This is a genomic window from Pandoraea soli, from assembly GCF_902459595.1.
Lineage (GTDB): Bacteria > Pseudomonadota > Gammaproteobacteria > Burkholderiales > Burkholderiaceae > Pandoraea > Pandoraea cepalis.
In genome coordinates this window covers 40,095-62,848 of the sequence record NZ_CABPSG010000015.1, presented here as the reverse complement: position 1 = coordinate 62,848, position 22,754 = coordinate 40,095, and the positions used below count along the sequence as shown (strand labels likewise).

Below are 22,754 nucleotides of genomic sequence, written 5' to 3'. Positions count from 1 at the left end.
GGCTAGCGAATGTAGTTCAACCACCGGGGCCGTGAGTCTCTAGACACCAGTGGTACGAAAAAACCAGTCAGGTCAGGCGCAGACTTGATACGCGATCCATTCACTGTCAGTGCGCAGTCCGATGCGGCATTGCGCTGCATTTCATGGCGTCTGCCGTCAGCGCCGATTGATTTAGGTTTGACGCAAGTTGCGGTATTTGGGTCGCCCGATCTTGTAAGACTTTGTAAAGCCCTTTGGTCGCGGGCTGACGGTCGAGAACCTGCGGGTGTCGCGGCGCTTTCTGTGTGATCGATGTATAAAAAGCAATCCGAATTAAAGGGTGGGTGTTCGGACGATGGGCGTGCCGCGACGCCGCGACGCTGGCGCACGCACCGTCGCTCAAGTTTGCTTCCGTCTACGACATCGCCGGGGATGTCGTCGTACAGCGGCGCTGTCGGAAGCGTGACACCGAAATTGTTCAAATTTGAAATGTCTCGGCCGGCGCTTATAAAGCCGCCATTCATGCCGGAAGGTGCGGACGATGCGGAAGAGGTGGAATGCGCGCAATGTGCGATTACGCGGCGTATTACGCGATGTCTGTCATCGCAAATCGCGCTGAATGCGTTGAAACCATCGGGAAAGTCCGGGGGGGTATTTGCGCTTAGTTTTCGCCGCAAGCTGCGTTTGCGCTGGCATACTGTGCCCGCTGAAGTTCGGTACTGAATTCAGCGATCGTTGAGACAAATCGATTGAGGTGCTCGGCCTATCCGTGCAGGCTTATCCATGCCACAAGTCAAGAAAGAAGACATTCGTCTGGCCATCCTGGAAGCATCGCATGCCCTGTTTCTCGACAAGGGCTATGTCGAAACCACCATGGTGCAGATCGCAAAGCGCGCCGGCATTTCCCACGCGAACATCTACAGCTACTTCACTGCGAAGTTGCAGGTCTTCTTCTGCGTCTACGAAACCTGGTTCAAGGCGCGCATTACTGTGCTCGAAGCGGAGGTGATGGGGGCACACGGCGCCCACGCGCGCATGCGCACCCTGCTCGACGGCCTGCTGGTCCAGATGCCGAGACTCGACAACGGCTTCTCGCACAACCTGGTGCAGGCGTTGGCCACCGTCCGCCCGGGCGATCCGTACGACGCGTCGCTGCTGCGCTGGTTTCGCGATCACCTGTCGAGCCTGCTGACGGCAGTCGCGCCGAGCCTTGCGCGCGATAGCGTGCGACGTGCGCGTCTGGTGGATATGCTCGTGCTGACATTCGACGGATGCCTCGTCAACCACCATGTGAATCCGGCGTCTCTGCCGGACGCTGCGATGCTGGAGGAGTACGTCGTCGCCTTTTTGTCGGGCGAACCCGCCGAGTCTGACGCGGCTACGTCGGTGGCGCCGGCGGCGCAGGGCGTGCCGGGGGCGGGGGCGGTGATACCGTCCGGCTCTGCGGCGGCGGCCTGAACGGCACGCCGATGCGCTCGCTGCCCTGGACCTCTCTTAATCTCGGACGAAAGCTCAAGTTCCACCAGCTTCAGGTGTTCGACCGCGTGCTCGAGACGGGCTCGCTTGTGCGCGCCGCCAACGAAACGGGTCTCACACAACCGGCCGTGAGCAAGATCGTGCATGAGCTGGAATCGTGTTTTGAAGGACCGCTCTTCGTACGCAGTAATCGCGGCATGCAGCCCACCGAACTGGGCGAATTGCTCGGCCATCGCGTGAAATCGCTCATGGCGGAGCTGCGCTATTTGACGGACGAAGTGAACGCGTTCAGCGCGGGTACCAGCGGACACGTCATCGTCGGAACGCTCATCTCGGCCGCCGCGGATCTTCTCCCGCGCACGATTGCGATGCTCAAGTCGCGGACCCCGGGCGTACTGATCACGGTACGTGAAGCGACGACCGCGCAACTCTTTCCCGCGCTTGCGAGCGGCGATCTCGATATTGTCGTGGGCCGTCTGCCCGAGCGGGCGTTGCCTGTCGCCAACGCCTTCGCCCTGACGCACGAAGTGCTCTTCAACGAATCGCTCAGTGTGGTCGGTGGGGTGCGTCACTGGCCGCAGGGGCCGGCGCGCGTGCCGCTCGCGCAGTTGCGTGAGGGGGCATGGATTCTGCCGGTGCCGGAATCGCCGTCGCGGCTCGCCGCCGAGCGGCTCTTCCACGATGCGGGGCTGGCATTACCCGAGGACGTTGTCGAGTCGCTCTCGGTGCTGACCAACATCGGCTTGATGCTCGAGACGCCGCGAGTGGCGCTGATGCCGCGTGTGGCGGCCACGCCGTTCGTGGAATCGGGATTGCTGCGGGTGCTGGCCGATACCATGCCCGGCAGCTTTGGCGACGTGGGCTATTCGCTACGCGCCGACAAGCCGCCGAGCCCGGCTTGTGAGCGCTTCGTCGCCTGTCTTCGCGAAGCGTGCGGCCTCAAGCCGTAGCGCCTTCCTGCCGATGTCGCCAAAACGAAGGACGGCATGCCGATGTATCGGCGTGCCGCCCTTTGCGATGGGCCGGCGCATGAACCGGCCCATGATCCCCACCGTAACGCGGACGTCCAGCGCCGCGACTGGCGCGAATGAAACCGCGAGTCGGTGAAGCGGTGAAACCCTGCAGCGAAGCAACCACGGATGCGATGACGATCGCGCGAATGCGGGTCAAAGTCGTGCGAGCGACGAGACTAGCCCCGGGTTCTGTTGCACGAGCCGAATGAGGCAGGCGGCCTGGGCATTGGGGCGCGCGCGACCCTGCTCCCAGTTCTCCAGCGTGCGCGGATTCGTACGCAAGTAGTGTGCGAAGACGTTACGCGACATGCCGAGATGCTTGCGCAGGGCGAGCAATTCGTCGGGAAAGACTTCAAGTTTGGGAAGCGGTGTGCGCGGCAGCTCCTTGATATTGAGCGGAAGATCCGCAGGAAGGCCGTTCTTGACGTGCGCCGCTTCGGCAGGCGGTGGCGCACCGGTGTCCTGAGAGAGCAGCCAGCGGAAGGGATTCGAAGGCGTATTGGAGTAAGCCATAGTCCTGCCCGGGTGTCGGTGTTAAGTGAAGGGATAAGCACGCTTGCGAAGTCAATCAAGCGGAACCGATTGCACCACAGAGTTCTACTGGGTGCTTTCACAAAACACTCCGGATTTTCGCGTATGACACCCATCGAGGACTAAGCACCCCGCCGAAACGAGGTGCCGTAGAGTGTACGCAAAACGGGGCGGTACGCAGCGTGGGGTGCGCCTCAAACGCCCAGATAAGCCTGCAATTCCGGCAACGCCCGACGCAGGCTCGGCGAGTCGCCTTGCCAAGCTACACGGCCTTTGTCGACGATGTAGTGGCGATCGCCGAGTTCGAGCATCGGTGCAAGGTTCTTGTCGATGCACAGGATCGACAGGCCGCTGCCTTTGAGTTGCTTCAGGCACTGCCAGATTTCACCCCGAATGAGCGGTGCCAGCCCCTCCGTCGCTTCGTCGAGAATGAGTAATTTCGGATTCGTCATCAGCGCGCGGCCGATCGCGAGCATCTGCTGCTCGCCGCCGGACAGGTTGCTGCCGAGGTTTTTCTCGCGTTCGCGCAGCCGCGGAAACAGGGCGTAGATGCGCTCCAGTGTCCACGGCGAGCGCGCACCATGACGGTTGCTGGCGGTGGCCACGAGGTTCTCGCGCACTGTCAGCGTGGGGAAAATCTGGCGTCCCTCCGGCACGAGGCCCATGCCCGCGCGCGCGATACGGTGCGACGGGCTGGCGTGCACCGGCTGTCCGTCGAACACGATTTCGCCACGGGCAGGACGCATGAGGCCCGTCATCGACTTGACCGTGGTCGACTTGCCCATGCCGTTGCGGCCGAGCAGCGTGACGAACGCCCCCCGCTCGATGTCGAGTTGCATGCCGAACAGCGCCTGACTCGCGCCGTAGTACGACTCGACGCCAGACAAAGACAACAAGGGGCTCATGCGGTCGCTCCCAGCATTTCGTTGCGGGTGTCATCCCCGAGATAGGCTTCGCGCACGCCCGCGTCGTTGCGGATCGTGTCGGCGTTGCCGCAAGCGATGGCGCGCCCGTAGACGAGCACGGTGATGCGGTCGGCCAGGGCGAAGACCGCGTCCATATCGTGCTCCACCAGAACGATGGCGTAATCGCCCTTGAGATCGGCAAGCAGATGCGTCATCTGTTCCGATTCGGCCTGCGACATGCCGGCCATCGGCTCGTCGAGCAGCAGCAGTTTCGGGCGTCCCGCGAGCGCCATGGCCAGTTCGAGCTGACGATGTTCGCCGTGGGCGAGCGCGCTGGCGGGCACGTGCATGCGCGCGGCCAGTCCGGTGCGCGCCAGGATCTCGCGCGCCGGTTCGACGAGCGCCGCTTCGCGAATGGCCGGCCGCCAGAAGCCGAAGCTATGGCCTTGCATCGCCTGCACGGCCACGAGCACGTTCTCCAGCGCGGTGAACTCGCGAAACACCGACGTGATCTGGTACGAGCGCGTGAGCCCTGAGCGGGCGCGCTGCTCGATCGGCATGGCCGTGATGTCGTGTCCGTCGAAATGAATGCTGCCTTCGTCGGCGCGCAGCTCGCCGGCCAGTTGGCCGATGAGCGTGCTCTTGCCGGCGCCGTTCGGGCCGATGATGGCGTGCAGTTCCCCCGGCGCGACATCCAGGCAAAAGTGATCGGTGGCGATCAGCCCGCCGTAGCGTTTGACCAGTTGGTCGACTCGAAGCAGCGTCATGCCTTGCCCTCCACGGTACGGGCGCGCCGGGCGAGCCGCACCTGCAGGTCGCCGAGCAGTCCATACAGGCCGCGTCGCGACACCAGCACCGCCACGACGATGAGCGGTCCGAAGATAATCATCCAGTGCTCCGTCATGCCCTTGAGCCATTCCTCGATCAGCAGCATGGCGGCGCTGCCCAGCACCGGCCCGAAGAACGAACCCAGCCCGCCGAGGACGACCATCACGATCAACTCGCCCGACGCCGTCCACGCCATATAGGCGGGCGAGACGAAGTGCGTGAGATTGGCGTAGAGCATGCCCGCCACGCCGCAGGTCATGGCGCTGATGATGTAGGCCACCAGCTTGTAACGCAGTGTCGGATAGCCGAGCGCGCGCATGCGGCGGTCGTTCTGGCGCGATCCGCGAATGACCATGCCGAAACGCGCATCGACCAGCCGGCGACCGGCCCACACGCACAGGCACAACACGGCGAACGCTGCGTAGTACAGCGTGGCGGGGTCGTCGAGCGTCAAGCTGCCGAAGCGGCTGCCGGCGGTGACCGGCAGGCCGTCGTCGCCGCCGTATTGCCTCAGGCCGACGGCGAGGAAGTAGAACATCTGGGCGAACGCCAGCGTAATCATGATGAAGGCGATGCCGGTCGTGCGCAGCGAGAGCAGGCCGGTGACGGCGCCGACGACGGCACACAGCAGCAGCGTCACCCCGAGATGCAGGAAGCCGTTGTCGATGCCGTGATAGCTGAGGATGCCGACGACATACGCGCCCAGCCCGAGATACAACGCGTGGCCGAAACTCACCATGCCGCCGTAGCCGAGAATCAGATCGAGCGAGACGGCCGCGATGGCGAACACCACGATGCGCCCGAACAGGGTGAGATAGAACGGTTGCTGGGCAAACGTCGCGTAGAGGGGCACCAACGCCAGCACGGCAAGCAACAGCAGCGGCACGGCGGTGCGAAGATTAAGTTTCATTTCCATCGTCAACCGTGTTTGACCGGGAAGAGACCTTGCGGGCGCACGGCAAGCACGGCGGCCATGACAAGGTAGATGAGCATCGAAGCGAGCGCAGGCCCGGCGGTGTCGGCGGTGCTGCGCTCCATGAGGCTGCGCAGCAGCGTGGGCAGGGCAGTGCGTCCCACCGTGTCGACCACGCCGACGATCAGCGCCGCGAGAAATGCCCCGCGTACCGAACCGATGCCGCCGATCACGATCACGACCATCGTCAGGATCAGGATCGGCTCGCCCATGCCCGGCTGCACCGACAGGATGGGGCCGGCCATGAGCCCGGCAATCCCGGCAAGAATCGCGCCCAGTCCGAACAGCAGCGAGTTGAGCAGCACGATGTTCACGCCGAGCGCGCCGACCATCTGACGATGGGTCGACCCGGCGCGGATCAGCATGCCGATGCGCGTGCGGTGAATCAGCAGATAGCAGCCCAGCGCCACGGCCAGCCCCACCACGATGATCAGGAAGCGGTACGCCGGATACGCGAGGCCGAACAGATCCACCGTGCCGGAGAGCCAGTCGGGCACTTCCATGTAATACGGCGACGGCCCCCAGATCATGCGCGCGAGTTCGTTGAAGAACAGGATCAGGCCGAAGGTGGCCAGCACCTGATCGAGGTGATCGCGGTCGTACAGTGTCTTGAGCGCGACGAATTCGACGATCAGGCCGATCAAGAGCATCGCGGGAACGATGGCGATCGCGGCGAGCGCGAACGAGCCCGTGTGGTTGTACGCGGTGGCGGCGATGAACGCCCCGATCATGTAGAGCGAACCGTGTGCGAGGTTGACGAAGTTCATGATGCCGAACACCAGCGTGAGCCCGGCGGCCATCAGGAACAACAGCACCCCGAGTTGCAGTCCGTTCAGGCACTGCATGACGAAAAGCGTCAGACTCATGTGGCCTCCCGGGGTAGCCCCATCAGGCGAAAGATGGCCTGCGTGAGCGGACTGGCGGTGTCGTTGAGCGTGAGCACGATATCGAAGTGATTGGTGCCGGGCATCGGGACATAATCGCCTGCGAAGCCACGGGCGCGCCATGCCGCGAGATAGTCCTCGCTCTGGCGCTTGAATTCCGCCGTCTCGCTCTCGCCGTAGGACACCACGATCGGGCAGCCGTGGGCGGGCAGATGGAAGTGGGGGCTGTTGCGATGCGCATCGTCGGCGGACAGCTTCATCCAGTCGTTGATGTGCGTGAACGGAATCGGCGTGAGATCGAACAGGCCGGAGAGCGGGGCGGCGCCGGCGATGACGTCGTGGGGCACGCCGTAATCGGCGTGCCAACCCTGAGCGAGCAGCATGCCGACGAGGTGGCCGCCGGCCGAGCTGCCGCACACGTGGATGCGGCGGGCGTCGCCGTGATGTTCGCCAATGTGACGGTACACCCAGGCCAATGCACGGCGCGTCTGGTCGACGATGGTATCAAGCGAGGCGCCGGGCGCAAGCGAATAGTTGATTGCGACGACCGTCGCGCCGGCGCGTGTGAAGGCGGGCGCCATGTTGCTCGAATCGTCTTTGCTGAGCGCACGCCAGTAGCCACCGTGAACAAAGAAGAAGACGGGGGCGTCGGGGACCGGCGACGGGAAGATGTCGAGCGTCTCGTCGGGGTGATCCCCGTAGGCGACATCGAGGACGCAGGGCGTGGTCGCGCGGGCGTGCGCGCTCTCGGTGGCGTACTGCGTCAGGATGTCGAGAACGTTGGGCGTGGTGGCGCGAGCGTTGTACTGCACGTCCAGCTCGGCCTCGTCGAAATTGCGGTAGCGCTTCATAAACCCTCGATCGTGCTCAGGTACGGCTCGGGTCGTGCACCTGCAGTGCCGCCGGCCTATCGCGTGGTATCGCGCCCGCCCGGGAGGGCCGGGCGGCGCGTCGGCAACGGCGGGCATCGTCCGCGTCGAATCGCACGCCGGCGATGCCCGCCCGTCGCCTTACGACTTGATCTTGCACTGCGCGGCCAGGTCGGCGCGCGTCTTGATCTGGATCTGCCCCTTGGTCGCGAACCGGGCGCCGTTGGCGTCCTTCACGACATCCACGCGGTAGAACTGCGCCACGGGGAACTGGTTGCTGGCGAACTTGAACGGCCCGCGCACCGACGAGAAATCGGCCGCCTTGAGTGCGGCGCGCAACGCTTCGCGATCCGCCACGTTGCCCTTGGTCTTCGTGAGGGCCGAGTCGATCAGGTTGGCGGCGTCGTAGGACTGCGCGGCATACATCGACGGCACGCGGTTGAATTTCTTCTGAAAGGCCGCCACGAACTGCTTGTTCTGCGCGTTGTCGAGATCGGGCGAGTACGGCGCGCTGGTGATGGCGCCGACCGCGAGTTCCTTGAGCGCGGGCAGGGTCGAGCCGTCGATGGTCGACACGGAGATCAGCGGAATCTTGCCGAGCAGCCCGGCCTGACGGTATTGCTTGACGAAGTTCACGCCCATGCCGCCCGGATAGAACACATAGACGGCGTCGGGCTTGGCGGCCTGCAACTGGGCGATTTCGGCCGAGTAGTCGGGCTGGTTGACCTGTGTGTACACCTCGTCGACGATCTGGCCCTTGTAGTCGCGCTTGAAGCCGTTCACGGCGTCGCGTCCGGCCTGATAGTTCGGGGCCATCACGTACATCTTCTTGTAGCCCAGGTCGCTCGAGAGCTGGCCGCCGGCCTCGTGCAGTTCGTCGTTATCCCACGACGTCGAGAAGAAGTTCGGCGAGCATTGCGCGCCGGCGATCGGGGTCGGCCCGGCATTCGAGCCGACCATGACCACGCCCGCATTCGTCACGGTCTTGTGAATGGCCATCATGACGTTCGAGAACGTCACGCCGGTGATGAGCGACACCTTGTCGCGCTCCACCAGCTTCTGCGCGGCCTGCACGCCGACGTCGGGCTTGAGCTGGTCGTCTTCCTTGATCACCTGCACCGGCACGCCGCCCAGTTTGCCGCCCTTTTGCTCGATGGCGAGCATGAAGGCGTCGTACTGGTCCTGGCCGAGCGCGCCGCCCGGGCCGGAGAGCGTGCCGATGAAGCCGATTTTCACCTGGGCGTGCGCGCCGCTCGAGGCGAATATCGCCGCGCCGGCGGCAAGGGCGCCGAGCACGGCGATGGCTTTGCGTTGCGTGGTCTTCGTTCCCGTCATCATGGTCTCCAAACTTAGTTCCAAAACAGGCAAACACTTTCCGCAGAGGACTCGCGCCGGGAGACTTGACCGCTTCTTCACGTCGGTCATCGCAGGCCAGGCGCGTCAGACTACCTAAATTGTTTAAGCATCAAATATTTAAGTGCCCAGCGTAAACGACGCCTTTTACGTAGGCAAGCGATTTCAAAAACACCTCGGGAAAGCACCAGTTACAGGCCGAAGAACTCGCGGGCGTTCGCGGCCAGAATGCGGTGGCGAGCAACGTCGTCCAGATCGGGCTGCTCGGCCACCAGGCGGCCGATGTCCTGCTCGCCGAGCGGGAACGGATGATCCGAGCCCAGCATGATGCGTTCCGAGCCCAGGGTGTCGACCAGCAGACGCAAGGCGCGCGGGTCGAACACGGCGCTGTCCACATAGAAACGATCCAGATAATGGGACGGCGGGTGCGGGCTGTCGGCACGCACGATGTCGCGGCAATGCCAGGCGTTCTCGGCACGGCCCAGCAGATATGGGAAGGCGCCGCCGCCGTGAGCGAAGCACAGCTTGAGCGAGCGGGGCAAGCGCTCGAAGGCGCCCGAGAGGATCAGCGAGAGGATCGAGAGCTGCGTCTCGGCGGGCATGGCGACGAGCCACGGCATCATCCATCGCTTCATGCGGCCGTCGGTCATCATGTCCCACGGATGCACGAGCACGGGAATGTGTTCGTTGCCGCAGTGCCGCAAGAAGGCCACGAGTTGTTCGTCGTCCAGGTCCTTGTCGCCGAGATGGTTGCCGATCTGCACGCCGACATGGCCGCTTGCCTTGGCGCGCGACGCTTCCGCGCACGCCAGATCGAGGTCCTGCAGCGGTACTTGCGCCATCGCCTTCAAACGCGACGGCGCGTAGGCACAGTGCTCGAGCGCCAGATCGTTCATGCGCTGCACCCAGGCCATGACCGCGTGCCCGTCGTAGCGATAGCCGAACATGATCGGCGTGGCACAGACCACTTGCAGGTCGATGCCGTGACGGTCGAGTTCTTCGACGCGCAGCGCGGGGTCCCACAGCGCGCGGTAGACCGGTCGGAAGGCGCGGTCGTCGAGCATGATGTTGCCGGTTTCGCCGCCGTCGTCGATGCGCAGCCACGGCGCGGTAGCGGGGTCAAGGCGGGCCGCCTCGTCCCGCGTGATGCGCGGGAAGAAGTGGGCGTGCATGTCGATTTTCTTCATGACGTAACGGGTAAGGGGCTGGGCGCGGCGTCGCGAATCAGGCCGACGCCGGTGCCGTGGTCTTGGGTTGCGCGGCGCGGCCCGGGTGGATCTCGCCGCAACTCGGGCAGCGGCGCAGCGACTCGGTGCCGTAGAACGTTTCGAACAGCGGCGGCAGGTCGGTCACGATGCTCTTGAGCTGCACTTCCACGCGGTGAACCAGCGTGCCGCATTGAAGGCAGTACCACTCGAAGCCGTCGAGCAGGCCGGGCGGGCGCTGGCGTTCGATCACCAGGCACAGGCTTCCCGCTTCGGGCCGCTGCGGCGAGTGGCGCACATGCGGCGGCAGCAGGAAGATGTCGCCCTCCTTGAGGTCGATGCGCTCCGGGCGGCCGTCGATCCACAGATTGACCCACGCGTTGCCCTTGAACTGATAGAAAAACTCCTCGAGCGGATCGTCGTGATAGTCGGTGCGATGGTTCGGTCCGCCCACCACCGTCACGATGAAATCGCTGTCTTGCCAGACCTGCTGATTGCCGACGGGCGGCTTGAGCAGCGGCGCGTGATCGTCGATCCAGCGCTGGAAATTGAAGGGCTTGCCATACGTCAACATGCTGTCTCCCGGGTCATGCGGCGTCAGGTGGAGTCTCGGGGTGCTTCAACGCGAACGCGGCGCGAAGGCCACGCACTTGATTTCGATAAGCAGCAACGGATGCGGTAACTGGTGAACGGCCACCGTGGTGCGCGTTGGGCCGTTCTCGTCGAAATACTCGCCGTACACCGCGTTGTAGCCGCCGAAGTCGTTCATGTTCACGAGGAACGTGCCGACTTCGACCACGTCGGCAAGGGTGGCGCCTTCGCTGGCGAGAATGTCGCGGATGTTTTCAATGACGGCGCGCGTCTGCTCACGAATGTCGAGCTGCGTCACGCCCAGCGCATCGACCTGCGCACCGGCGTAGGTGTTGTCCGGGCGGCGCGAACTGGTGCCCGAGACGAACAGGAAGTCGCCGGCGCGCTTGATGTGCGGGAACTTGCCGCGCGGCTTGGCCTTGCCGGCCACCACGCGGGCCTGCGTGTCTTGCGATGCGCTCATGTGTCGTCAGTCTCCGTTGTGCGTTGTTCTTGGGATGGCGCACGGGTGCGGGGGGCTCGACCCCCATCGATACCCCCGCACCATCGCCTCACAGTTTGATGCAGATGTTGGTGATCTCGGAATAGAAGTCGAGCGAGTGACGTCCGCCTTCGCGGCCCAGCCCCGAGCGCTTCACGCCGCCGAACGGCGTGCGCAGGTCTCGCAGGAACCAGGTGTTCACCCACACGAGCCCCGTCTGGAACTGACGCGCCACGCGATGCGCGCGCGACAGGTTCGTTGTCCAAACGCAACCGGCAAGTCCGTACTCGCTGTCGTTGACGCGGCGGATCACTTCGTCCTCGCTATCGAACGGGGCGACGTGGCACACGGGGCCGAAGATCTCCTCGCGGACACAGCGTGCCGTATCGGGCAGGCCGGTCCAGACCGTGGGCTGAACGAAGGCGCCGTCGTCGCGGGCATCGCCGAAGGCGGGCACGCCGCCGCCGGTCACGACCGTCGCGCCTTCTTCCACCGCCAGACGATAGTAAGCGAGCACCTTCTCTCGATGTTTGCGAGACACGAGCGGACCCATCTGCACGCCGATGGCATCGGGGGCGTCGATGCGCAACGCGGCGGCGCGCTCGGCCAGCGCGGCGACGAACCGGTCGAAGATCGGCCGCTCGACATAGACGCGCTCCGAACACAGGCACACCTGACCCGCGTTGGTGAACGACGAGCGAACCACGCCATCGAGCGCGCGCTCGAAGTCGGCGTCCGCGAACACGACAGCGGCGTTCTTGCCGCCCAGTTCGAACGAGATTTCCTTCACGCCGTCGGCCACGGCCTTCATGATCGCGCTGCCAGTCCGCGACTCGCCGGTAAAGGTGATCGCCGCTACGTCCGGGTGTTTCGTCAGGTGTTCGCCGGCCGAGTCCGGGCCGAAGCCGTGCACGAGGTTGAAGACCCCGGGCGGCACGCCGGCGGCGTCCATCACCTCGGCGAGCAGGGTGGCGGAAGAGGGCGTTTCTTCCGACGGCTTGGCGACCACGCAGTTGCCCATTGCCAGCGCGGGGGCGACCTTCCACGTGAAGAGCAGCAGCGGCAGGTTCCACGGGGAAATGATGCCGATGACCCCGAGCGGCTTGCGTGTGACATAGCTCATGACGTCGCCCCCGTCGGCGGCGCGCATGTCGTACATCTCGGTGCCGGCTGTCTTGACGAGATCGGCGAACATGCGGAAGTTGGCGATGCCGCGGGCGATGTCGAGGGTGCGGGCCTGTTCGACGGGGCGGCCCGTGTCGGACACTTCGGCCGCGACGAAATCGTCGAAGCGCGCCTGGATGCCGTCGGCGATCCGATGCAGCACGGCCGCACGCTCGGCGGGCGTGGTGTTGCCCCACGGCCCGTCGTGCAAGGCACGGCGCGCGGCGCGCACGGCGCGATCGACGGTAGCGGCGTCGGCTTCGCAAACCTTCGCGACGAGCCGCCCGTCGACAGGGCTGACATTATCGAACTGGCGATCGGTGGCAATGAACGCGCCATCTACGTAGTGCCGCAGCAGCGGCGGAGTCGCAAGGCTCACGAGGTCTCCTGGAGCAGGGTGTTTTGCGGGGTGGCGAGGGCGCGAACGCCAAGGCGCAACCGCCGGATGCCCTCCAGTCTAGGCATCCGGTGATATAAAAAATAATGAAAAATACCGTATCTACTATTCCTTGTTGGAATAGCAAGGGGTGGCAGGGAATATCAGAGAATGGCGGCCAGGCTCAGTGGTGGGCGTCGTGGCTCATCCGTGCGCGGGCCTCGCGCAGGTCGCGTGGATCGCGCGCCTCGCCGATGGCGGCGGGCGGCAGGTCGGTGTCGAGGCACTCGACCAGGTGAGCGTTGAGCAATGCCGCGAGGCCTTCGCCGCCACGTCGCATGACGTAGTTGTGATTCCAGCGGAACAGCGGACGGGCAATGGGCGCGAGCTTGTTCATCCAGGCGCGCTCCGTATGCACGTCCCAGGCATAGCGCACGACCGTGATCGGCCCTTCCGTGTCGAAGCACCAGACGCCCGTGCCCTCCAGCTCGCCTGTCGCAACACTGCGCACCTCGCGCATCGGGTCGACGTGCGTGACGCGCGTCTCGATGATGAGCGAGTACGGCAGCGCGCCGTGCCAGGTCAGCACGCGCACCGCGCCCACGCCTTCGGCGTCGCCCGGATCGAGTGTGCGCACGTCGCGCACGCTCGGCCACCAACGTGCCCAATGGTCGACGTCGCGAATCGCGTCCCAGACTTCGTCCAGCGGCGCGGTGAGCCGCCACAAGGTGAGGAAGTGATAGTCGTTCATGGCCGATCCCGGTCGTGGAGGGAGAGGGTGCCGTCATGCCCCTTCGGGCAGGGGAATTTCAGTATAGGCGGCATCCCGCGGTCCGGCGCGCCGCTCGTGTCGACGACGCCCGACAATGCGCGCCAAGGCTCGACGGGCGAATTGCCGCCGCCGGCGGCCCATTGCCGCGCCTTGCCATTTTTCGGGAGATGTCATGAATTCATCACATTGTCTCCATAGAATCCCGAAGTGAAAACGTTTTCGTAAACGTTTACATTTGCACAAAATCCGTCAACGGCAACTTTCGACGGCACGACACAAGGGAGACGGGCGTGGCAGATATTCGGGACGTGGCGCAGCGCGCGGGGTGTTCGATTGCGACGGTATCGCGCGCGCTCAATTCACCTCGGTTGGTGCGTCCCGAGACCCTGGCGCGCGTGCAGGCGGCGGCGGCCGAGCTCAAATTTCGTCCCAATGCGCTTGGCCGACAGTTGCGCGGCGAGCGCACGGGACTGATCGGCGTGATGCTGCCCACGCTGGGCAACCCGGTCTTTGCCGATTGCCTGGAAGGCATTGAAGCGGCCATCGACGGCACGGGCCGACGGTTGTTGCTCGTCACCACGCAATACGATCCGGAGCGCGAGCGCAACGCCATCGAGACCTTGCTGCAACAGCGCGTTGATGGCCTGCTGCTGACGCTGGCCGACGCCGAGCACAGCGCGCTGCTCGACGATATCGCGGCTGAAGGCGTGGCATGCCAACTCGTCTATAACGATGCCCCGGAGCGTCCGTGCGTCTCCGTGAACAACCGTGCCGCTGCCGCGCAGGGGGTGGCCATGCTCATCGAGGCGGGGCATCGCGACATCGTGATGGTGACGGGGGCGTTGCACGCGTCCGACCGCGCCAAGCGCCGCTATCTCGGCTACGGCGATGCCATGCAAGCCGCTGGGCTGACGCCGCTGCCGGCCTTCGAGATCGACTTCAACAGCGGGGCCCGCGGCGAGCGGGTGCGCGAATGGCTGGCGCAGCGCGAGCGCGACGGCGCGCGACCCACCGCACTGTTTTGCTCCAACGATCTGCTCGCTCTTGGCGTGATGCGCGCGCTGCGCGAGGCGGGTCTGCGGGTACCCGACGATATGTCGGTGCTGGGCTTCGACGGGCTGGGGGTGGGCGAGCTGCTCTCGCCGACGCTGGCGACTGTCGTACAGCCGAGTGTGGACATCGGCCGTCACGCGGCGCAACGCCTGCTCGCCCAGATCGACGCGCGCGTCGGCGCGACGCCCTCGCACGACGCCTCGCTCGGCCATGCGCTGATTCTGCCGCACGAGATTCGCCGTGGCGGCACGGTGTCTGCACCGCCGCGCCGGCGGGGGTGAGACGCGCCATTGAACGGTATTACACGGTTTTGAAGGGAACGCAGTAGCAAGGAAAGCGGCCGACGACTGGCTCCGGAAAGAGAGTTCAGCGCCGGCCGAGGCAATCAGGCATCCGGGCACAACGCCCGCACTTATCCGGCGGCACGTGAGTTCCGCCAACGCTCAGACATTCAGGAGCTTACCAACATGAAGCTTTGGATCACCCGCGCCGCTCGCACGCTGGCGCTGTTCACCCTGCTCGGCGCTGGCGCCGCGCAGGCCCAGCAGACGGCCATCTGCTACAACTGTCCGCCGGAATGGGCCGACTGGGCCGGTCAGGTCAAGGCGATTGCGCAAGACACCGGCATTCGCGTGCCGCTCGACAACAAGAACTCGGGCCAGGCCGTCGCGCAAATGATCGCCGAGCAGAAAGCGCCGGTGGCCGACATTGTGTACCTGGGCATCACGTCTGCCATCGAAGCGGCGAAGAAGGGCCTGCTCGCGCCGTACAAGCCGGCGAACTGGGATCAGGTGCCGGCCGCCATGAAGGATCCGAACGGCATGTGGACGACGATCCACTCGGGCACGGTCGGCTTCTTCGTGAACCGCGACGCGCTGGAAGGCAAGCCGGTGCCGCGTTCGTGGGCCGACCTGCTCAAGCCGGAGTATCGGGGCATGGTGGGTTACCTGGATCCGAGCAGCGCGTTCGCCGGCTATGCCGCCGCGATTGCCGCCAACCAGGCGCTTGGCGGGTCGATGGACAACTTCGGTCCGGCCATCAGCTATCTCCAGAAGCTCAAGGCCAACGCCCCGATCGTGCCGAAGCAAACGGCCTATGCGCGCGTGCTCTCGGGTGAGATCCCTATCCTGATCGACTTCGATTTCAACGCCTATCGCGCCATCTACAAGGACCACGCCAACGTGCAGTTCGTGATCCCGAAGGAGGGCACCGTGTCGTTGCCGTACGTGATCGCGCTCGTGAAGAACGGGCCGCACCCTGACAACGGCAAGAAGGTGATCGACTACACGCTGTCCGACAAGGGCCAGGCGCATTGGGCACAGGCCTTCCTGCGTCCGGTGCGTGCGAGCACGATGCCGGCCGACGTGGCCGCCAAGTTCTTGCCCGCGAGCGACTACGCACGGGTGAAGCCGGTCGATTTGCAAAAGCTCGCCGCGCAGCAGGACGCGTTCGGTCAACAGTATCTGAAGAACGTGCGCTAAGCACGCAGGGTCGTTTCACCCTGAAGTTCAACGAGGAAGAGGAGCAAAACAAGCGATGCGTGACCTGACTCTGCCGCGCGGCTGGCGCGTGGCACTGCTGCTGCCGGCGCTGGCGGTCTTTCTGGCGTTCTGGCTGTTGCCGATGGCTGCCCTGGTGCAGGTGAGCGGCGACGGTCATGCGTTCGAGACCTATCGCGCCATTCTCACCAATGCGCGTTATCTCGACAGCCTGTGGCAGACCATCGCGCTCTCGGCGCTGGTCACCCTTGCCACGCTGGCGTTATCGCTGGTGGCGGGCCTCTTCCTCACCCGTCACGACTTCCTGGGGAAATCGGCGCTCGTATCGATGCTGACCCTGCCGTTGGCGTTCCCCGGCGTGGTGGTCGGCTTCATGGTCATCATGCTGGCAGGTCGTCAGGGGCTCATCGGCGATCTGTCGGGAAGACTCCTCGGTCACAAGCTGGTGTTCGCGTACTCGCTCTCGGGGCTCTTCATCGGCTACCTGTATTTCTCGATTCCGCGCGTGATCCTCGCTGTGATGGCCGCGGCGGAGTCGCTCGATCACTCGCTCACGGAAGCGGCCGCGTCGCTGGGCGCCGGGCCGTTCGCCATCGCGCGCGACGTGACGCTGCCTGCGTTGGCGCCGGCGCTGATCGCGTCGGGCGCGATGTGTTTCGCCACCTCGGTCGGCGCATTCGGCACGGCCTTTACGCTGGCGACCGACATCGACGTGCTGCCCATGACCATCTACACCGAGTTCACGCTCAACGCCAACGTGGCGACGGCGGCGGCGCTCTCGGTGGTGCTCGGCGTGGTGACGTGGGCGGTGCTCATGCTGGCCCGCAATTTCACGGGGCAGGCGGTCGCCGCCGGAGGTTGATTCACATGCTCAAGAAAACGCTTTTCACGCTGCAACTGCTGCTCACGCTGCTGATGTGTGCGTTCCTGCTGGTGCCGGTGGGTATGTCGATACTTGCCGGGTTGTCGGTGAATTATTTCCGCGGTCCGTCGGCCGGCCTCACGTTCAAGTGGGTGATCCAGGTCTGGCAGGACTATCACGACGCGATTCTGAATTCGCTGTACGTCGGCGCCGCCACGCTCGTGCTGGTGACGCTGCTCGGGGTACCGGCCGGTTACGTGCTGGCGCGCTGGCGCAGCCGCATGGCGCGCTGGATCGAGGAGCTGTTGACGTTGCCGATTGCGCTCCCCGGGCTGGCAAGTGCGCTCGCGCTGATCAGCGTGTACGGCGGCATGCGCGGCTTTCGCGAGAGTCTGGTGTTCATTGTCGTGGGTCACGTCATCTTCACACTGCCGTTCATGGTGCGTGCCGTGGCGGCGGCGTGCGCCGACGCGCGCATCAAGCTGATGGAGGAGGGGGCGGCAAGCCTCGGCGCAGGTTTTCTGCGACGCTTCACGACGGTGGTGCTGCCCAACATCCGCAGCGAGATCGTGGCGGCCGCGCTCATCGTGGTGACGCTCTCGCTCGGCGAATTCAATCTGACATGGATGCTGCACACGCCCGACACGAAGACGCTGCCCGTGGGGCTGGCGGACGCTTACGCGTCGCTGCGCCTGGAGATCGGCAGCGCGTACACAGCGGTGTTTTTCGTGATGATCGTGCCGTTGCTGGTCGTCATGCAGATGACGGCGCAACGGGCCAAAGTGTCGAATGGGAAAACTTCGGCGCGTGGCCGCACTTGATCCGGCGGATGCGAATACGCCACCGAATGCTTAGGATATGACGATGAAACTGACTTCCATCCCGATTCATCTCGAACGCTGTGCCAAGACGTTTCACGGCACCACGGTGTTGCAGCCCCTCGATCTGACGATCGGCGCGGGCGAGACGCTGGTGCTGCTCGGCCCGTCGGGGTGTGGCAAGACCACGACCCTGCGCATGATCGCCGGACTCGAGCGGCCCGATGCCGGCGGTCGCGTGCGCTTCGGCGACGAAGACGTCACGCGCCTGCCCATCGAGAAGCGTCGCGTGGGGATGGTGTTCCAGAACTATGCGCTGTTCCCGAATTTCACCGTGCGCGGCAATGTCGCGTACGGCCTGAAGCTGCGTGGCCTGCCGTCCGCGCAGATCGACAAGCGCGTGAACGAGCTGCTCGACCTCGTGCAGCTCACGCCGTTTGCCGAGCGCGCGATCGCGCAACTCTCGGGCGGTCAGAAGCAGCGCGTGGCTTTGGCACGCGCGCTTGCGCCGGAGCCGCGCGTGTTGCTGCTCGACGAACCGCTCACGGCCCTCGACGCCAAACTGCGCGAGACGGTGCGCGCCGATATGGATCGTCTGTTGCGCGGGCTGGGGGTCACGACGGTCTATGTCACCCACGATCAGGACGAGGCGATGGCCCTGGGCGATCGCATCGTGGTCATGAGTGCGGGTCGCATCGAACAGATTGGTGCGCCGCGCGACATCTACTATCAACCGGCCTCGCGCCATGTGGCCAACTTCGTTGGTACGATCAATCGCCTGGCCGGCGTATGGCGCGAGGGGCATTTCCATCTGGAAGGCGGCCGTTTCGCCTGCCCGAATGTGCCTGCCGACGTGCAGGAGTTGTACTTCCGCCCGGAAGATGCGGTGGTCGTGCCGGCGGACGATGCCCCGCTTGTCGGTCGTATCGAGGAAGTACAGTTTCTCGGCGATCGCACCCGACTGACGCTGGGCGGCGTGTCCGCCGCGGGGTCGGTGCTGGTCGAAGTGTCGAGCCGTCGCGCGTGTCGCGTCGGTGAACAGGTGGGGTTGTCGCTGCCCGCCGCCCATGTCTTTTCGCTTCACGGATAATCTGCCCATGCTGTTCGCGCAAATCAGCGACCTTCACATCAAACGGCCCGGCAAGCTGGCCTATCGGCGCGTGGATACCGCCGCCTATCTCGAGCGCTGCGTGGCGCGTCTGAATACGCTGGTACCGCGTCCCGAATTCGTTGTGCTGACGGGCGATCTCGTCGATTTCGGCGCGCGTGAGGAATATGAGCACCTGCGTCGTTTGCTCGCGCCGTTGCAGATCCCGTACTACCTCGTCATCGGCAATCACGACGGTCGCGACGCACTGCGCGAGGTGTTTCCCGAGCACACGTATCTCGGCCAGTCGGGCAGCTTCGTGCAGTACACGGCGATGCTCGGCGCGCTGCGGCTCGTGGCGCTCGATACGCAGGACCCGCCCAACGGCGGTGGGCGATTGTGCGACGAGCGTCTGCAATGGCTCGAAGCGACGCTCGCCAGCGATACCGCCACGCCGACCGTAATCGCCATGCACCATCCGCCTTTCGCGTGTGGTATCGAGCACATGGACGCTCAGGCGCTCGATGCCGCCGATGCGGCGAAGCTCGCCGACGTGGTGCGCCGTTTCGACAACGTCGAGCGATTGATTTGCGGGCACGTCCATCGGCCGATTCATACGCGCTTTGCCGGCACGATTGCGAGCGTATGCCCGTCTCCGGCCCACCAGGTCGCGCTCGATCTGCGCGAGGGCGGACCGTCCGCGTGGGCGCTCGATCCGCCGGCGTTCCAACTGCATCGATTCACGCCGCAGATCGGACTGGTCTCGCATCTGGCCTTCGTCGACGATGCGGGCGGCTCGCATCCGTTCTATGACGCGTCGGGCGCCTTGATCGACTGAGGCGTTGGCCGCCAAGGTGCGGCTTCCAGATGACTCCATGACAAAAGGCTCCCGATTGGGAGCCTTTTGTCGTTGACTGCGGCGCTGGCTTAGAGCAGGTGATCGAGCGCGTCCGGGCCAAAGACTTCACGATGCAGACGCTCGGCCGGCACGCCGGCGTCGCGCAGGGCACGCCATTGCGTCTGCATGAACGGCACCGGGCCGCACAGCAGGTAATCGGCGTTGGCGGGCAGTGCGAGGCGCGAGATGTCCATGCGGCCGGCGTAGCTGTAATCGGCGCCTTCGCGCTCGTGGCTCTGCGGCGTTTCGAAGAACGTCGCCACGCGCAGGTTCGGCAGTTGCGTCGCCGCGAACGTCAGGTGACGGCGCAGGGCGACATGCGAGCCGTGGCGGGCGGCATGCGCAAACAGAATCTCGCGGCGCGACCCCTTGGCCGCCAGCGCGGCGACCATCGACATCATCGGCGTGATACCGACGCCGGCGCTGAGCAGCACGAGCGGGCGAGCCTCGTCGAGCGACGTCGTGAACTCGCCGTACGGCGCGCTCACGAGCAGGCGGTCGCCGGCCTTCACATGGGCGTGCAGCCAGTTCGAGACCTGACCGGCCGGCTTCGTTTCGTCGGCGGCCTCAGCCTTGACGGTGATGCGCCAGTGCGCCGCTTGCGGTGCGTCGGACAGACTATATTGACGGCGTTGTTGCAAGCCATCCGGCAGCGTCACCGAGACGCTCACATATTGTCCCGGGGCGAACTCACCCGGCGAGCCACCTTCGGGCGTGGTCAGGTAGTACGACACGATGTGATCCGTTTCGCGGTCGACATCGGCCACCACCAGTTCGCGCAGCGCGCCCAGGGGCGAGTGCGTGCGTTCCGACAAACGGGCTTCGGCCGCGATCAGTTCGCCGGCGAGCAGCCAGTAGGCTTCGTCCCACGCGGCGATCAGTGCGGGCGTGGCGGCGTCGCCCAACACGTCCTTGATGGCGCCGAGCAGATGGCGGCCAACGATCGGGTAATGCGACGGCGTGATGCCGACCGACACGTGCTTGTGCACGATACGCTCGAGCACCGGCCCAAGCGCTGCGGCGTTGTCGATGTTCGCGGCGTACGCGAACACGGCCGAGGCGAGCGACTGTTGCTGCGCGCCACTGGCTTGATTGCCCATGTTGAAGAGATTGCGCAGCTCAGGATGGGCTTCGAACATGCTTGCGTAGAAGTGGCGCGTGATCGCGAGACCGTGCTCGCGCAAAACGGGAACACTCGCATCGATGTAGGGGCGGGAAGCTGCGGAAAGCATGGCAAAAACTCCTGAGTTTGTAAGATGCAATTTATATGCATCTTTTTTGTCGCACTTGTGGGTATTCCATCAGCACCGCCGGATCTCATTGTGCGGAAGATTCTCGGTGCGGCATTCGGTCGCCGGTGTCCCAGGGCTCACAACACGAACTTCTCTTTAGGGACCCGGCAGGCGCATTATAAGATGCAAATTAAATACATGTTATAGGAATGCGGCGTAATGTCGCATCGTCGCGACGGGCTGTCGCGCGATCGACATGGCGGAAGCACCCGATCCGCCGCGTGTTGGGGCGCGCGCTATTGCCGTTGGGCGACCTTCTGTCGCGCGCTGTTGCGCGTCTCGGTAACGAACGCGAAGCTGGCCCGCACGAACCGGGTGCGCTCGGTGCTCAGGAACGAGAGTGCCGTATTGCCGGATCGATTGGGCCGGGTGGGATCGCCGCCATACCGCAACGCTTTGGTCAGCATGTAGTCGGCGAGGATGGCGCTCTCACTCGTGCGGGTCGCGCCCGCCAGGGCGTGCATGAGCGTATTGCCGTCCGGCCCGCAGGCGTTGGCGTTCGGGTGGAGCGCGAGCAGCACTTCGGCGGCGCCGCAGTATCCCTGCCGGGCCAGCCACAGGACCGGGGGCGTGCCGTCGGCATGTCGTTGCCCGATGTCGACGCCGTCGCGCCGGAGCGACATCCCCAACTGGAAGAGCGATTCGTGCGGCAGCAAGGGGTCGTGCCCCTGCCCGATGAGTCGATGCGCCTCGGCGGCCACGGCAATGACGAAGGGCCGTACATGACGGTTGGCGTTCTGGGCACCCGGCGCCGTGGACGCCGACACGCCCCGCCTTGCCCGCTCGCGAGCTTGCGCAATCATCGTCTGATTGAGCCGCAGGTACTGCGCTAGGCCGTCGCGAAGCAGTGCGCACGGCGTCGTGCCTTCCCGGTTGGGTTCGGCGGGATCGTGGCCGAATCGCAAGGCGAGGTTGAGCAGAAAAAAGGCGGAGACGGCGTGTTGCCGGAGGTGCGTCACGGCCGCGAGATAGTGCATGAGCGTATTGCCGTTGCGGTCGGCGCTACTCCCGCCCGCGCCGAGCGAAAGCAGGGCTTCTGCCGCCGCGCAATAGCCGTTCAGCGCGAGCAGCATGACAGGGGGGGATCCGGTGCGGGAGCGCTGCGACAGATCGGCGCCATGCGAATGGAACATCGCGCCCAGTTGCTGATACGACACATGCGGGACGAGCAAATCGTGGCCCGCCGCATAGAGACGTTGGGCCTGGGCCGCCAGGGCGGTGGCCACGAGCGGCACACCGTTTGCGGTGCGCTGATTGACGTCGGCGCCGAAGCTCAGCAGTGACGGCAACCATTCGGGGGCGACCTGGCTGCACACATGCGAGAGCGGAAGATGAACGTTGCCCGGGACTTCGGACGCCGCGACGTCGTTGGTCGTGTCGCGGCCGCTGGCGACCAGCACCCGGAGCGCCTTGGTGAGCGTCCCCGTCGATTCGGCGGGGATGGGGGCGTTCAGGATGGAATCGACAAACACGCTGAGGTAACCCGATGGCGACGCGGCAAAACGGAGCCAGAGTCGCAGTCCTTCGTCGCTCAACAGCAAGGCGGCGTCCTCGGGGCGTAACCGGTCACGTCGCGTCCGGTCGATAAAGATGCCGGCGTCGTCGAGTTTGGCAAGGGTGCGCTCCTGCGCTGCCGTGCAGAACAGCGTGGCCATCGAAAAGGCCAATTCCTCGGGGCGGGACGCGCCGGAAATCAGGCAACTGTCGCGTAGCTCCCGGCCTGCCGTCGTGTTCAGGTTCATTAGTATTTCCCATGCCTGCTGCGGTGAGCATTGGCCGTCTTGTTTGGCGATCAGCAGGCGATCGAGCGTCATGTCGGACAGTGCCGAGGCGGCGGTGACGACT

The 22,754-nt window shown here is 64.9% G+C and carries 22 protein-coding genes; 8 read left to right on the top strand and 14 right to left on the bottom strand.

All coding sequences use genetic code 11. The features are described 5' to 3' along the window. Positions 1-762 precede the first annotated feature (762 nt). On the top strand, positions 763-1,437 hold the full coding sequence (locus PSO31014_RS19715) for a TetR/AcrR family transcriptional regulator (protein ID WP_150553168.1): 675 nt from the start codon (positions 763-765) through the stop codon (positions 1,435-1,437). A gap of 11 nt (positions 1,438-1,448) precedes the next feature. Then, positions 1,449-2,405 (top strand): LysR substrate-binding domain-containing protein, encoded by a 957-nt coding sequence (locus tag PSO31014_RS19710; protein WP_150553167.1) that lies wholly within the window; start codon positions 1,449-1,451, stop codon positions 2,403-2,405. Between the two features lie 216 nt (positions 2,406-2,621). Here the strand turns inward: PSO31014_RS19710 and PSO31014_RS19705 are convergent, their stop codons facing one another. The 12 genes from PSO31014_RS19705 to PSO31014_RS19650 all read right to left on the bottom strand — a co-directional run bounded on the left by PSO31014_RS19705 (position 2,622) and on the right by PSO31014_RS19650 (position 13,379). Beyond that, a complete protein-coding gene (locus PSO31014_RS19705; RefSeq protein WP_150553166.1) occupies positions 2,622-2,981 on the bottom strand; it encodes a helix-turn-helix domain-containing protein in 360 nt (119 codons plus the stop codon). Positions 2,982-3,193: 212 nt separating this feature from the next. Continuing rightward, the gene (locus PSO31014_RS19700; RefSeq protein ID WP_017234236.1) at positions 3,194-3,904 is read right to left on the bottom strand and encodes an ABC transporter ATP-binding protein; all 711 of its coding nucleotides are present in this window, start codon (positions 3,902-3,904) and stop codon (positions 3,194-3,196) included. After that, on the bottom strand, positions 3,901-4,671 hold the full coding sequence (locus PSO31014_RS19695; protein ID WP_150553165.1) for an ABC transporter ATP-binding protein: 771 nt from the start codon (positions 4,669-4,671) through the stop codon (positions 3,901-3,903). Before PSO31014_RS19695 ends, PSO31014_RS19700 begins: the two co-directional genes overlap by 4 nt. Then, positions 4,668-5,642 (bottom strand): branched-chain amino acid ABC transporter permease, encoded by a 975-nt coding sequence (locus PSO31014_RS19690; RefSeq protein WP_150553164.1) that lies wholly within the window; start codon positions 5,640-5,642, stop codon positions 4,668-4,670. The genes PSO31014_RS19695 and PSO31014_RS19690 overlap by 4 nt, the downstream gene beginning before the upstream one ends. Positions 5,643-5,650: 8 nt before the next feature. Further along, positions 5,651-6,571: a branched-chain amino acid ABC transporter permease gene (locus tag PSO31014_RS19685; RefSeq protein ID WP_150553163.1), complete on the bottom strand. Its 921-nt coding sequence runs from the start codon at positions 6,569-6,571 to the stop codon at positions 5,651-5,653. Then, a complete protein-coding gene (locus PSO31014_RS19680; RefSeq protein ID WP_150553162.1) occupies positions 6,568-7,440 on the bottom strand; it encodes an alpha/beta hydrolase in 873 nt (290 codons plus the stop codon). The genes PSO31014_RS19685 and PSO31014_RS19680 overlap by 4 nt, the downstream gene beginning before the upstream one ends. Positions 7,441-7,599: 159 nt before the next feature. Continuing rightward, positions 7,600-8,793 (bottom strand): ABC transporter substrate-binding protein, encoded by a 1,194-nt coding sequence (locus tag PSO31014_RS19675; RefSeq protein ID WP_150553170.1) that lies wholly within the window; start codon positions 8,791-8,793, stop codon positions 7,600-7,602. Between the two features lie 209 nt (positions 8,794-9,002). Continuing rightward, positions 9,003-9,998 carry an amidohydrolase family protein gene (locus tag PSO31014_RS19670; protein WP_150553161.1) on the bottom strand — a complete coding sequence of 332 codons (996 nt, stop codon included), beginning with the start codon at positions 9,996-9,998 and terminating at the stop codon, positions 9,003-9,005. Between the two features lie 37 nt (positions 9,999-10,035). Beyond that, positions 10,036-10,590, bottom strand: coding sequence for a 3-hydroxyanthranilate 3,4-dioxygenase (locus PSO31014_RS19665; protein WP_150553160.1), 555 nt, complete (start codon positions 10,588-10,590; stop codon positions 10,036-10,038). Between the two features lie 45 nt (positions 10,591-10,635). Further along, complete coding sequence (locus PSO31014_RS19660) at positions 10,636-11,070, bottom strand: RidA family protein (protein ID WP_150553159.1); 435 nt, start codon at positions 11,068-11,070, stop codon at positions 10,636-10,638. A gap of 88 nt (positions 11,071-11,158) precedes the next feature. Beyond that, the gene (locus tag PSO31014_RS19655) at positions 11,159-12,631 is read right to left on the bottom strand and encodes a 2-hydroxymuconic semialdehyde dehydrogenase (protein ID WP_150553158.1); all 1,473 of its coding nucleotides are present in this window, start codon (positions 12,629-12,631) and stop codon (positions 11,159-11,161) included. Between the two features lie 181 nt (positions 12,632-12,812). Further along, positions 12,813-13,379, bottom strand: coding sequence for an SRPBCC family protein (locus tag PSO31014_RS19650; RefSeq protein WP_150553157.1), 567 nt, complete (start codon positions 13,377-13,379; stop codon positions 12,813-12,815). A 311-nt stretch (positions 13,380-13,690) separates the two neighbouring features. On the opposite strand from PSO31014_RS19650, the gene PSO31014_RS19645 reads away from it, so the two are divergent. The 6 genes from PSO31014_RS19645 (at position 13,691) to PSO31014_RS19620 (ending at position 19,557) form a co-directional block, all read left to right on the top strand. Continuing rightward, positions 13,691-14,734, top strand: a complete 1,044-nt coding sequence (locus PSO31014_RS19645; protein WP_150553156.1) for a LacI family DNA-binding transcriptional regulator — start codon at positions 13,691-13,693, stop codon at positions 14,732-14,734. Between the two features lie 186 nt (positions 14,735-14,920). After that, on the top strand, positions 14,921-15,934 hold the full coding sequence (locus tag PSO31014_RS19640) for an extracellular solute-binding protein (protein WP_150553155.1): 1,014 nt from the start codon (positions 14,921-14,923) through the stop codon (positions 15,932-15,934). A 55-nt stretch (positions 15,935-15,989) separates the two neighbouring features. Continuing rightward, on the top strand, positions 15,990-16,814 hold the full coding sequence (locus PSO31014_RS19635; RefSeq protein WP_150553154.1) for an ABC transporter permease: 825 nt from the start codon (positions 15,990-15,992) through the stop codon (positions 16,812-16,814). Beyond that, positions 16,754-17,635, top strand: a complete 882-nt coding sequence (locus PSO31014_RS19630) for an ABC transporter permease (RefSeq protein WP_425494894.1) — start codon at positions 16,754-16,756, stop codon at positions 17,633-17,635. Before PSO31014_RS19635 ends, PSO31014_RS19630 begins: the two co-directional genes overlap by 61 nt. Positions 17,636-17,678: 43 nt before the next feature. Then, a complete protein-coding gene (locus PSO31014_RS19625) occupies positions 17,679-18,722 on the top strand; it encodes an ABC transporter ATP-binding protein (RefSeq protein ID WP_150553152.1) in 1,044 nt (347 codons plus the stop codon). Between the two features lie 7 nt (positions 18,723-18,729). After that, on the top strand, positions 18,730-19,557 hold the full coding sequence (locus PSO31014_RS19620) for a phosphodiesterase (protein ID WP_150553151.1): 828 nt from the start codon (positions 18,730-18,732) through the stop codon (positions 19,555-19,557). Positions 19,558-19,646: 89 nt separating this feature from the next. Here PSO31014_RS19620 and hmpA read toward each other — a convergent pair whose 3' ends face one another. Next, positions 19,647-20,849 (bottom strand): NO-inducible flavohemoprotein, encoded by a 1,203-nt coding sequence (gene hmpA, locus PSO31014_RS19615; protein WP_150553150.1) that lies wholly within the window; start codon positions 20,847-20,849, stop codon positions 19,647-19,649. A gap of 296 nt (positions 20,850-21,145) precedes the next feature. Then, complete coding sequence (locus tag PSO31014_RS19610; protein WP_150553149.1) at positions 21,146-22,723, bottom strand: ankyrin repeat domain-containing protein; 1,578 nt, start codon at positions 22,721-22,723, stop codon at positions 21,146-21,148. Positions 22,724-22,754 lie beyond the last annotated feature (31 nt).

Coding starts and splice junctions, on each gene's coding strand:
- PSO31014_RS19700 (WP_017234236.1), bottom strand. CDS start 3,904: ATGAGCCCCTTGTTGTCTTTGTCTGGCGTCGAGTCGTACTACGGCGCG.
- PSO31014_RS19635 (WP_150553154.1), top strand. CDS start 15,990: ATGCGTGACCTGACTCTGCCGCGCGGCTGGCGCGTGGCACTGCTGCTG.
- PSO31014_RS19680 (WP_150553162.1), bottom strand. CDS start 7,440: ATGAAGCGCTACCGCAATTTCGACGAGGCCGAGCTGGACGTGCAGTAC.
- PSO31014_RS19610 (WP_150553149.1), bottom strand. CDS start 22,723: ATGACGCTCGATCGCCTGCTGATCGCCAAACAAGACGGCCAATGCTCA.
- PSO31014_RS19710 (WP_150553167.1), top strand. CDS start 1,449: ATGCGCTCGCTGCCCTGGACCTCTCTTAATCTCGGACGAAAGCTCAAG.
- PSO31014_RS19665 (WP_150553160.1), bottom strand. CDS start 10,590: ATGTTGACGTATGGCAAGCCCTTCAATTTCCAGCGCTGGATCGACGAT.
- PSO31014_RS19705 (WP_150553166.1), bottom strand. CDS start 2,981: ATGGCTTACTCCAATACGCCTTCGAATCCCTTCCGCTGGCTGCTCTCT.
- PSO31014_RS19675 (WP_150553170.1), bottom strand. CDS start 8,793: ATGACGGGAACGAAGACCACGCAACGCAAAGCCATCGCCGTGCTCGGC.
- PSO31014_RS19620 (WP_150553151.1), top strand. CDS start 18,730: ATGCTGTTCGCGCAAATCAGCGACCTTCACATCAAACGGCCCGGCAAG.
- PSO31014_RS19670 (WP_150553161.1), bottom strand. CDS start 9,998: ATGAAGAAAATCGACATGCACGCCCACTTCTTCCCGCGCATCACGCGG.
- PSO31014_RS19625 (WP_150553152.1), top strand. CDS start 17,679: ATGAAACTGACTTCCATCCCGATTCATCTCGAACGCTGTGCCAAGACG.
- PSO31014_RS19685 (WP_150553163.1), bottom strand. CDS start 6,571: ATGAGTCTGACGCTTTTCGTCATGCAGTGCCTGAACGGACTGCAACTC.
- hmpA (WP_150553150.1), bottom strand. CDS start 20,849: ATGCTTTCCGCAGCTTCCCGCCCCTACATCGATGCGAGTGTTCCCGTT.
- PSO31014_RS19690 (WP_150553164.1), bottom strand. CDS start 5,642: ATGAAACTTAATCTTCGCACCGCCGTGCCGCTGCTGTTGCTTGCCGTG.
- PSO31014_RS19640 (WP_150553155.1), top strand. CDS start 14,921: ATGAAGCTTTGGATCACCCGCGCCGCTCGCACGCTGGCGCTGTTCACC.
- PSO31014_RS19695 (WP_150553165.1), bottom strand. CDS start 4,671: ATGACGCTGCTTCGAGTCGACCAACTGGTCAAACGCTACGGCGGGCTG.
- PSO31014_RS19660 (WP_150553159.1), bottom strand. CDS start 11,070: ATGAGCGCATCGCAAGACACGCAGGCCCGCGTGGTGGCCGGCAAGGCC.
- PSO31014_RS19715 (WP_150553168.1), top strand. CDS start 763: ATGCCACAAGTCAAGAAAGAAGACATTCGTCTGGCCATCCTGGAAGCA.
- PSO31014_RS19650 (WP_150553157.1), bottom strand. CDS start 13,379: ATGAACGACTATCACTTCCTCACCTTGTGGCGGCTCACCGCGCCGCTG.